8 protein-coding genes and 1 pseudogene are annotated in these 9,286 nt (G+C 68.7%); 2 read left to right on the forward strand and 7 right to left on the reverse strand.

The window, feature by feature from the left end:
• Window positions 1-218 (reverse strand): annotated as a pseudogene (locus TSO5_RS31490) (branched-chain amino acid ABC transporter permease LivH); the annotation flags it as partial.
• 386 nt (window positions 219-604) lie between these two features.
• Complete coding sequence (locus TSO5_RS31495) at window positions 605-1,378, reverse strand: hypothetical protein (protein WP_247871062.1); 774 nt, start codon at window positions 1,376-1,378, stop codon at window positions 605-607.
• Between the two features lie 277 nt (window positions 1,379-1,655).
• Here TSO5_RS31495 and TSO5_RS31500 point away from each other — a divergent pair, with 277 nt between their 5' ends.
• Entirely contained in the window at window positions 1,656-2,648 is a 993-nt protein-coding gene (locus TSO5_RS31500; protein ID WP_109155300.1) for an ROK family protein, read from the forward strand.
• Between the two features lie 10 nt (window positions 2,649-2,658).
• Here the strand turns inward: TSO5_RS31500 and TSO5_RS31505 are convergent, their stop codons facing one another.
• The 5 genes from TSO5_RS31505 to TSO5_RS31525 form a co-directional block, all read right to left on the reverse strand.
• Window positions 2,659-3,066, reverse strand: a complete 408-nt coding sequence (locus TSO5_RS31505; protein ID WP_109073421.1) for a hypothetical protein — start codon at window positions 3,064-3,066, stop codon at window positions 2,659-2,661.
• A gap of 155 nt (window positions 3,067-3,221) precedes the next feature.
• Entirely contained in the window at window positions 3,222-4,913 is a 1,692-nt protein-coding gene (locus TSO5_RS31510) for a glycosyltransferase family 39 protein (protein ID WP_109155302.1), read from the reverse strand.
• Entirely contained in the window at window positions 4,910-5,245 is a 336-nt protein-coding gene (locus TSO5_RS31515; protein WP_109155304.1) for a lipid-A-disaccharide synthase N-terminal domain-containing protein, read from the reverse strand. The genes TSO5_RS31510 and TSO5_RS31515 overlap by 4 nt, the downstream gene beginning before the upstream one ends.
• 37 nt (window positions 5,246-5,282) lie before the next feature.
• Window positions 5,283-6,044 (reverse strand): glycosyltransferase family 2 protein, encoded by a 762-nt coding sequence (locus tag TSO5_RS31520; RefSeq protein ID WP_109155306.1) that lies wholly within the window; start codon window positions 6,042-6,044, stop codon window positions 5,283-5,285.
• Window positions 6,045-6,158: 114 nt separating this feature from the next.
• A complete protein-coding gene (locus tag TSO5_RS31525; protein ID WP_109155308.1) occupies window positions 6,159-7,757 on the reverse strand; it encodes a DegQ family serine endoprotease in 1,599 nt (532 codons plus the stop codon).
• A gap of 405 nt (window positions 7,758-8,162) precedes the next feature.
• Between TSO5_RS31525 and TSO5_RS31530 the strand changes: the two genes are divergently transcribed.
• A complete protein-coding gene (locus tag TSO5_RS31530) occupies window positions 8,163-9,032 on the forward strand; it encodes a hypothetical protein (protein WP_109155309.1) in 870 nt (289 codons plus the stop codon).
• The last annotated feature ends 254 nt before the right edge of the window (window positions 9,033-9,286 follow it).

The following is a 9,286-nucleotide window of genomic DNA, read 5'->3' on the forward strand; positions in this document are numbered from 1 at the left end:
AGCATGATCAGCAGCGCCAGCGGCACCCAGGTGACGCCGAGCGCGCCGATGGCCAGGAAGGTGATCAGCGCGACGAAGGCGCCGATCATGTAAATCTCGCCATGGGCGAAGTTGATCATGCCGATGATGCCGTACACCATCGTGTAGCCAATCGCGATCAGGCCGTAGATCGCCCCAAGCGACAAGCCGTTGATCAATTGCTGGAGAAAATAGTCCATGTCCTCATCCCACCTTCAGCGCGGCGCAAAGGCAGGGTGCGGCGGCACGGGCACACTCGGCACACCGGTCTCGCAACAGCAGCCCCCTGTCTGGTGCAGCCCGTCCAGTCACCAAACGGAATGCCGGTTCATCGGGAGTTCCGTCTACTGGTCTGACGGACCATGATTTTTCCTGTTCGGAGGATGCCCCTGCAATCCGGCCGGGCCGTCGGGCAGGTGCCCCTCCTGACCTTTTCGGTAGTACCAGCCTGACGGATTTTTGCAAGACAGATTTGTGCTGCTCGCATGCGTGATCCTCCGGGACAACCGGAGCCTGAAATGAGAAACGCCCCGCCGGCGGTTGCCGGCAGGGCGTTTCTCGCAACGAACCAGAGACCGTTGAAGCGTCAGCGCACGGCGACCGACTGCTTGGCCGGGGCGGCGGCGACCTTCTGCTTCGGCTTGGCCGCAGCGGCGGCCTTCGCCGGCTTCGCCTTGGCCTTGGCGGTGACGACCTTCGCCGGGGCGGCCACCGGCGCCTGGGCGACGGCATAGTTGGTGTCCGGACCGCTGACCGTCTTCACGTCGCAGAGCGGACGGCTGGCCAGATGCATCAGGCCGGCGCCCTTCTCGTCCGTCGTCAGGGTGCGCAGGTCGTCGGGCGTCAGATCCTTGGCGACGGCCGAACGATCGACGAAGTTGGCGCAGTATTGCGGAATGCCGATGGTGGCGGCGCGGCGGCTAATCTCGTTCGCCAGCTCCGTCCGGAACATGTCGAACTGGCGCGTGGCGTTGCCGCCGCCCGACCGCTTGTAGAAGGCGATCAGCGACGCTTCCGAGTTGGACAGCATGGCGCGGTTCTTGACCGAGAAGTCCTGGTAAAGGTCGAAGGGCTTCTTGTCCGGCGTGACCGTGCGGCAGGTCAGGCCGACGATCATCATCTCCGTGTGCAGGCGCATCATCTGCTCGGCCGCATATTCGGAGCGGTTGTAGCAGGCGGGCGTGGCCGGGCCGCTCGACTTGGCCGGGCGCGCCTTCGCGGCAGCTGCCTTCGCCGGCGGCTTCGCAGCCTCCTTGGCGGCGGCACTCGTGGGCGCGGGCAGGGCGAGCAGCGCGCCGAGGACGGCGGCGCCGGTCAGGGCTTTCAGGGACAGGCGGAGGGCGGCGCGCTGGCGACTCATCAGGGGCTCCGGTGGCGCGGTACGATAGGACGGGTTCGGGCGGAGATGGGCGGCGCCCGACAGTCGGCGACCTTCTACCCGAACACCCGGGCTGGTCAATGGGATTTGCCCGCCGCTCGCGTTTTGTCCCATCACCGCGGCGGAGAGGCAACGCAGGTTCGGGCGGCTCGCGGCGACAGGGTCATGCCCCTCCGGACAGGGGTGGCGCCCGCCGCTGGACGCGGCGGGTCCGGCGACGCTATGGATGGACGTAGGACAGTCGGACAGGTGACAGGGCATGGCAGCCACCGGATCGCAATCGGTCGGAACGGGGTTCGGAACAGAGTATGCGGGCGGGCACCGCATCGGCATCGACCTGGGCGGGACCAAGACCGAGGGCATCCTGCTCGACCGACAGGGAAACCAGTTGGCGCGCCATAGAGTTCCCACGCCGAAAGGAGATTACGACGGCACGGTCGCGACCATCCGCGATCTGGTCGCCCGCCTGGAAGGGGAGATCCCCGGCGGGCACAAGGCGACGGTCGGGCTTGGCATTCCGGGCGCCATCTCTCCGGTGACCGGGCTGGTCAAGAACGCCAACTCCACCTGGCTGATCGGCCGCGATTTCACCGGCGACCTGACCCAGGCGCTCGGCCGGCCGGTGCGGATCGAGAATGACGCCAATTGTCTCGCGGTTTCGGAGGCGACCGACGGCGCCGGGGCTGGCTGCGGCGTGGTGTTCGCGGCGATCCTCGGCACCGGCTGCGGCGCCGGCATCGTCGTGCATGGCCGGGTGCTGGGCGGACGCAACGCCATCGCCGGGGAATGGGGGCACAACCCGCTGCCCTGGCCGACCGACGCCGAGCGGCCGGGACCAGCCTGCTATTGCGGCAGGCGCGGCTGCCTGGAGACCTTTGTGTCCGGACCCGCTGTGGCGGCGGATCATTTCGCGGCGACCGGCGAAAGGTTCGACGCCGCGACGATTCTCGCCCGCGCAGCCGATCGGTCCGCCGCCAACGACGGATGCAGGGCGACGGCGGACCGGCTGGTCGGGCGACTCGCCCGTGGGCTGGCGGCGGTCGCCAACCTGCTGGACCCTGACGTCATCGTGCTGGGCGGCGGCCTGTCGAATGCCGAGCTGCTGTACGAGCGGCTGCCGGCGGCGATGCAGCCCTGGGCCTTCAGCGACCGTCTCGACACGCCGGTGCGCCGCGCCCGCCACGGCGATTCCAGTGGCGTGCGCGGCGCCGCATGGCTGTGGCGGCCCGGAGAGCTGCCGGACGGGATCTGACCGAAGGGGCTTAGTCGGTCCGTGCGGTGCGCGGGGCCGGCGGGACATCGGCGCTGCGCGGCGGAGCAGCGCCGCGCCGGGCGGCGGCGGGGTCCACCGGCGGCGGCGTCAGCGAGTGGGAAGCGGAATAATGCTGAGTCGTCCGCTTCACATCGGTGCCATAGCGCGTCATGCCGGCACGGTCCTTGCCCGCCTTGATCGCTCCCCAATGGGACGGGGCCGGGCCGGGGATCGGCTGCGCCTGATCCATGTTGCGCAGGAGCGGGCCGGTCGGGACCATCTGGTCATACACCCAGGGCGCATACTCCTGCTTCTGGGCATGGGCCGGCAGCGACAGCGTCACCATCGCCAGCGTGGCGGCAACGGCGGAGAGGGCGAATTTGACGGCGGTCTCGGCAGAGGAGGCAACGCGGGTCATCGAACAGGCGCCTTTCGTCCGGAAAAACGGATCGGAAGGGTCAGTCGAGCGGAAAGCACCCGCGCCGTCCAATGCGGAGGCGCGTTACCCACCCCGGTCGCCGCATCCCCAAGCGGAGCAAACCCCCGTCCTTCCGATACGGACCGGAAGGCGGTTTATTGTGCCGGCAGCCGGTAGAGCGTCAGATGCAGTCGCTTGCCGGTGTTGTAGTTGAAGCCGGACAGCTCCGCCAGCGGCAGCGGCGTGACCGTGCCGAGGCTGTCGAGGAAGGCCGGTGACTCCCGATCCTCCACCAGAGCCAGCCCGCAGGCGCGGTCCGCCGTCAGATGCGCAGCCGCAGCCGCTCCATGGACAAGCTTGGTCGGCGTGCCGAGCAGGAAGACCAAGCTCGGCTCCGAATAACCGGCGGAAGCCACCACGCTGTCCGGACAGGGCCGGACCTGCGCCACCGCGCGGGCGGCCTGCCGGCTGACCCACACGCCGTCGATGTTCGGCAGCACGGCGGCATAGGTCCCGGCATAGAGCAGCGCCGCGGCGCCGACCCCGGCAGCCAGCCCGGTCCGCCGTTCGCCCCGCAGAAGCGAGCGCAGGGCAAGGGCGAAGAGGCCACCCACCGCCGGCACCAGCGCCACCCCGACCGGATCGATCCGGTGGTCGACCAGCCAGGGGATCACGGCGACGGCCAGGGTCAGGGCGCCGAAGCCGATCACGCCCAGCGCCACCGCGGCGGCAACCAGCCAGCGGCGCGGCCGTTCCCGGCTGCGGTCGAAATTGTCGATCAGGGCCGCGGCGGCAACGGCGGCAATGGCCGGGAAGACCGGCAGGGTGTAGTGCAGGAGCTTGGTCGGCACCGCTTCGAACACCAGCCAGCTCGGGACGATCCAGGCGATGCAGAAGCGCACGGCGTCCAGCCGGCGCCGCGCCCACACCCAGGGAACCGCCAGCAGCGCCAGCAGCGACCAGGGGGCGAAGGTCACCCAGAAGGTACCGAGATAATAGCCGGGCGGCAGCCCCTTGCCCTCCTGCCCGCCCGACACCTTGCCCAGCATGTCGTGGCCGACGGATTCGGCGAAGAAGGCGCCCTTGCTCTTGATGGCGATGGCGATCAGCCAGGGGGCGGCGATGGCGACGACGATGCCGAGCCCGGCCAGCGGCTTCAGCCGCTTCAGCCACCCGGCCTCGCGGTCCCACAGCGCCAGAACCAGCGCGGTGGTGCCGGACACCAGCAGGACCATCGGCCCCTTGACCAGCACGCCGACGCCGGCGGCAATCCAGAAGACCAGCGGAACCGTCCAGGCGGCCCGCCCGGCGGGGACCGGATCGCGGCGGCCGAGATAGAGATGGGCGAGCGCGGCCTGTCCGATCACCACGGTGGCGAGCAGGACCGCGTCGGTCTTGCCCATCCGCGCTTCGACCCCCAGCACGACACAGGACGCCATCATCAGCCCGGCGATGAAGCCGGCCGGGCCGCCGAACAGCCGCGCGGCCGTCCAGGCACTGACCAGAACCGCCAGGATCGCACCCAGGAAAGAGGGAATGCGGTAGGTCCAGATGACCTTGTCGGCCCCGACCGGGATCCCACGCAGCGCATCGGCCGCCGCGGTGGCGGCGCTCTGCAGCCAATAGATTCCGACCGGCTTCTTGTAGCGGGTCTCGTCCTGGAAGCGGATGTCGACGAAGTTGCCGCTGTCCAGCATCTGGGAGGAAGCCTGGGCGAAGCGGGCCTCGTCGCGGTCGAAGGGCGGCAGCACGGTGAAGCCGGGCAGGAACAGCGCCGCGGCGATCAGCGCCAGCAACGCATAGGCCCAAACCGGCAGACGGCTGCGCTGCGGGGAAATTGCGGTCACGATTTGCTCGGCACCGCGCCGTCGGCGGCCTGCGACTTCTTGTGGCTCCAGACGAAATAGACGTTGCGGGCGTAGATCACCAGACCCATGCCCTGCCCCAGCATGAAGACCGGGTCGAAGCGGTAGAAGGCATAGGCGAACAGCAGAACGCCGCCGCCCAGCGAGAAGTACCAGAACAGCTCCGGCACCACGCTGCGGCGCGCCTTCTCGCTTGCGATCCACTGCACGAGGAAGCGCATGGTGAACATGATCTGCGCGAATACGCCGACCCCGACCCAGATCAGGTCGGTGGTGCTTTGCCCCTGGAACCACGCTGCGGCGCGCTCGATCATCGTAAAATCCTGTCCCGAAAGGGTCGCTAGATGTCAATCAGAGGCGTTCGGAGACGGGGGACAGCTTCGTCCGCCGCTTCAGCCAGTAAACGCCCAGCAGATCGACCACGCCGATCAGCCCGCGCCGCCAGTTGTTGTATTTCGACACGCCGCGTTCGCGCGGGCGATGGTTCACCGGCACATAAGCCACTGGATGGCCGTGGGCGCGGAACAGCGCCGGCAGGAACCGGTGCATCGCCCCGAAGAAGGGCAGGTCGAGGAAGGCATCGCGCCGGAACAGCTTCAGCCCGCAGCCGCTGTCGGTGCAGCCGTCCTGCAGGAAGGACTGGCGGACCGCATTGGCGATCTTGGAGGCCCAGCGCTTGGACAGGGTGTCCTGCCGCTTTTTGCGCAGGCCCCCGACCAGAACCGGCGCCCCGGCTTCCCCGGTCGACACCAGGGCGAACAGCGCCGGAATATCGGCCGGGTCGTTCTGGCCATCGCCGTCCAGCGTCACGACGAACTCGCCGCGCGCGGCCTTGACGCCGCTGCGCACCGCCGCGCTCTGGCCGGAGCGGCGGACATGGCGCAGCACGCGCAGCCGGCCGGCGTCCACCGCCGCGACAAGGCGCGCCTGCGTGTCGTCGTCCGACTGGTCGTCGACGAAGATGATCTCGAAACCGCCGACCGGAATCAGCGCCCGCTCGATCTCTTCGAGCAGCGGCAGCACATTCTCGGCCTCGTTGAAAACGGGGACAACGACCGACAGCCGCACCGGCTGGCCGTTCTCCGGATAAATGCTCACGGTTTGCCATCCCATTCGCCGAACGGGCGGCAAATTACTCTCGCGGCGCGGCGAACGGTAGCGGAAAAGGATGAGACGGAAGCGGAGCAGATCCCCGCTTCCGTCCGATCCGGATTTGCAACGGCCGGATTACCCCTTCCGCCCATTGGTGGAGGGGGACAGCGGAAGCGGGACATAGCGCAGGTCGCCGCCGCGGCTGACCAGCATCAGCAGGGTCTTGCGCCCGTCTTCCTTCGCCTTGGCGATGCGGGACTCAAGGTCGGCGGGGGTCGCCACCGGCTCCTGCCCCGCTTCGACGATGACGTCGCCGAGGTCGAGCCCGCGCTGGGACGCGGCGCTGTCGCGGTCGACCTCCGTCACCACCAGCCCGTCGACATCGTCGGCGATTGAGAAGGTCTGGCGCAGGCCGGGGGTCAGCGGGGCGAACTTGAGGCCAAGCGCCGACTTGCTTTCCTCCGGCTGGGCGGAGCGGGGGGCGCCGCTGGATCCGGACAGGGCCACCTGCTGCGGCTCGTCGCGCAACTCGCCGATCGTGACCTGGACCGATTCCTCCTTGCCGCCGCGCAGCAGGGTCATCGGAACGGTGCTGCCGATCCCGGTGGAGGCGACGAGGCGGGGCAGTTGGCGCATCTGTTCCAGCGGATCGCCGTTGAAGGCGGTGATGACGTCGCCCTGGCGCAGGCCGGCCGACGCGGCCGGACTGTCGGGGGACACGCTGGTGACCAGCGCGCCGCCGGTGCCGTCCACGCCCAGGCTTTCGGCGATGTCCGGCGTCACGCGCTGGACCTGGACGCCCAGCCAGCCGCGCCGCACCTTCCCGCCGTCCTTCAACTGGTCGATGATCGGCTTGGCCAGCGAGGACGGAATGGCGAAGCCGATGCCGACCGACCCGCCGGTCGGCGAATAGATGGCGGTGTTGATGCCGATCACCGCCCCGTTGGCGTCATAGAGCGGGCCGCCGGAATTGCCGCGGTTGATGGCGGCGTCGGTCTGCAGATATTCGTCGTAGGGACCCTGCTGGATGTCGCGGGCGCGGGCCGACAGGATGCCGGCGGTCACCGACCCGCCGAGACCGAAGGGATTGCCGATGGCGACCACCCAGTCGCCGACCTCCACGGATTCGCTGTCGCCCCAATGGGCGGCGGTCAGCGGCTTGTTGCTTTCGACTTTCAGAAGCGCAAGATCGGTCGGGGCGTCGGACCCCACCAGCTTCGCCGGCAGCTTGGTCCCGTCATGCAGGGTGACGGCGATCTCCGCCGCGTCGGCCACCACATGGTTGTTGGTGACGACCAGGCCCGACGGATCGATGATGAAGCCGGACCCGAGCGCCATGCTCGGCAGGCCGTGCGGGCTGCCGTTCAGCGCGCCGTCGGGCGGAGCGTCTCCCTGCCCTCCCCTCTGGCGGTTGCGGAATTCGCGGAAGAACTCCTCCAGCGGCGATCCCGGCGGCAGGTCCAGCCCCTCCGGCAGTCGGCCGCCGCCGGCCGAGGCCTGGGGCGCCTGGGTGCTGGAGATGTTGACGACCGTGTCGATCTGCGTCCGGGCGAGGTCGCGGAAGGACGGCGGCGAATAGGTCCTGCTCGCCCCCGGCTGCGCGGCGGCGGAGGCATCCTGTGCAGCCGCAGGCAGCACCGGCAAAAGGACCGCGCCGGACAGCAGCGCGCACAGCGCCGCGGCCGGAAGGCGTCGGAAAATCGGATACGAGCGCGGCACGGACGCATGCGGCATGGACGGTCTCCGCAAAAAACGGTTGGGGCTGTTCTGCAACTGAAAACACGCCAGCCCCCGTCCGGGGTCCATCGCACTTTTCAAAAGTCGGCAATCGAAAGATGCCGGTGGCCGGATGCTGCGACCGGGGGTTTACGGCCGCTTGCGTATTTTAAAACACCCGATCTCCACCAAGCGTCGTACGCTGTTGTGACACCGGATACAAAATCACGATTCCGTGCAAAGTTATGCTGGCATTTTTGAGAAGAGTTTCCGATAGTCGTCCATACCGAAAACATCGCCCGCCAGCGTGAAGCCTCGATGCTGCTGACGCACGCGCCCGCGTGGTCCCGCGTCGGAAGCGTGCGGTCCGGGTAGACATGCTGACGAATGACTGAAAATTCACTTTGGCAACCGAGCGATATAATGAACGCAGAAACCGGGAGCGAACCGGAGTCTCCCAAGAAGCGTGGGCGCATTCCGCAGTCGGCGTGGCCCCAAATTCTTGAACGTTACCGCAGCGGCGTGACCCTTTCGGCCATCGCGCGTGAATTCGAATGCACGCCCAGCGCCATCTCCTACATCATCAAGAAGGCGGAGGCCGCGAGCGGCCAGGGCGATGCCGCTCAGGGTGATGCCAGCGCCGAAGGGATGGGCGCCGAAGGGATGCAGGACGAGGCGCAGGCCGCCGCCGGCACCTCTTCCGCAGCGCCGGAAACGGTTGGCGAGGTGGCCGCTCCGGTGACTCCGGCGGTCCCGGAAACGCCGGCACCCGCCGCTCCCGCCGCCGCGGAGCCCGAAACTCCGGCCGAACCGCGCCGTGCCGCCGGCCGCACCGGCCGCGCCACGCTGACCCGTGCCCCGCGGACCGAACCGGCCACCGAGCAGGCTTCGGCCGAGACGCCGGCTGCCGCTCCCGCGCCGGCTCCGACGGAAACGCTGCGCCTGAACCGGCCGGAGCCCACCGCGGCTCCCGCGCCGGCTCCGGTTGCCGCCCCTGCTCCCGCCCAGGCTCCCGCCGCGCCGGAGGCCCCGCGCGCGCCCGGCCAGCCGACGCCGCCGGTGGATGCGGTGGAAGGCCGTCTGCGCGACACCGCCAAGGCCTGCATTTCCGCCTATCGCGGCTGGCGTCAGCAGCCGAGCGAGGCGACGATCCAGGCGCTGTCCGAAACCGTGCACGAACTGCGCAAGGCCCTGGCCCGCGTGGAGATCGACATGTCGGCCAGCCGTCGCGAGGAACAGGCGATCCGTCCGATCCCGATCCCCGCGCACCGGGCGTCGCGCCGCCCGAACTGAGCCGTCTTTGAAAAGCGGATTTGAAAAAGCCTCCTTTGAAAATCCGCCGCCCGAAAAAAACCTCCGCACCCACCCGGGGCGGAGGTTTTTTCATGGCCGCGTCTCCGCTTGCACCATCCACGCAAAAGGGGCTTGACGGCCCCCCGATCGAAAGGCTAATCCTCTGCGCCCCGATGGAAGGGTGGCCGAGTGGTTAAAGGCAGCAGACTGTAAATCTGCCCGCGTTAGCGTACGCTGGTTCGAATCCAGCCCCT

The sequence above is a fragment of the Azospirillum sp. TSO5 genome, from assembly GCF_003116065.1.
In the GTDB taxonomy this organism is placed as follows: domain Bacteria; phylum Pseudomonadota; class Alphaproteobacteria; order Azospirillales; family Azospirillaceae; genus Azospirillum.

Bases quoted from the DNA above. Each gene is read 5' to 3' on its own strand.
- TSO5_RS31520 (WP_109155306.1), bottom strand. From the start codon at position 6,044: ATGGGATGGCAAACCGTGAGCATTTATCCGGAGAACGGCCAGCCGGTG.
- TSO5_RS31530 (WP_109155309.1), top strand. From the start codon at position 8,163: ATGAACGCAGAAACCGGGAGCGAACCGGAGTCTCCCAAGAAGCGTGGG.
- TSO5_RS31495 (WP_247871062.1), bottom strand. From the start codon at position 1,378: ATGAGTCGCCAGCGCGCCGCCCTCCGCCTGTCCCTGAAAGCCCTGACC.
- TSO5_RS31500 (WP_109155300.1), top strand. From the start codon at position 1,656: ATGGCAGCCACCGGATCGCAATCGGTCGGAACGGGGTTCGGAACAGAG.
- TSO5_RS31525 (WP_109155308.1), bottom strand. From the start codon at position 7,757: ATGCCGCATGCGTCCGTGCCGCGCTCGTATCCGATTTTCCGACGCCTT.
- TSO5_RS31505 (WP_109073421.1), bottom strand. From the start codon at position 3,066: ATGACCCGCGTTGCCTCCTCTGCCGAGACCGCCGTCAAATTCGCCCTC.
- TSO5_RS31515 (WP_109155304.1), bottom strand. From the start codon at position 5,245: ATGATCGAGCGCGCCGCAGCGTGGTTCCAGGGGCAAAGCACCACCGAC.